Source organism: Streptomyces sp. SID5643 (assembly GCF_009872555.1).
GTDB lineage: Bacteria > Actinomycetota > Actinomycetes > Streptomycetales > Streptomycetaceae > Streptomyces > Streptomyces iakyrus.
Genome location: NZ_WWIC01000163.1, coordinates 1 through 212, shown reverse-complemented (window position 1 = coordinate 212; position 212 = coordinate 1). Strand labels below are relative to the sequence as shown.

The window sequence follows — 212 nt, the reverse complement described above, 5'->3', positions numbered from 1 at the left end:
GTGCACTGCGGCCACCATCGTGTGGGGCCTGGTCGCCATGGCGCAGGGGCGTGGCCCGCTCGAATCCGACCGGGACCGCGCGCAACGCCTGGCGGGCCTGCACCCGTCCCAACACCCGGGCAAGGAGCGCTACTACGTCCCGCTCGACGCCGTCTTCCGCCGGGCGGCCGACGGTTCGTCGACGGCGTATCTGCACTACGGGGTCCGCGGCG

At 74.1% G+C, this 212-nt stretch carries 1 protein-coding gene; it reads left to right on the top strand.

The window, feature by feature from the left end; genetic code table 11:
* Positions 1-212: hypothetical protein (locus tag GTY56_RS19405; protein ID WP_161366615.1), on the top strand; the 212-nt coding region annotated here is incomplete at both ends.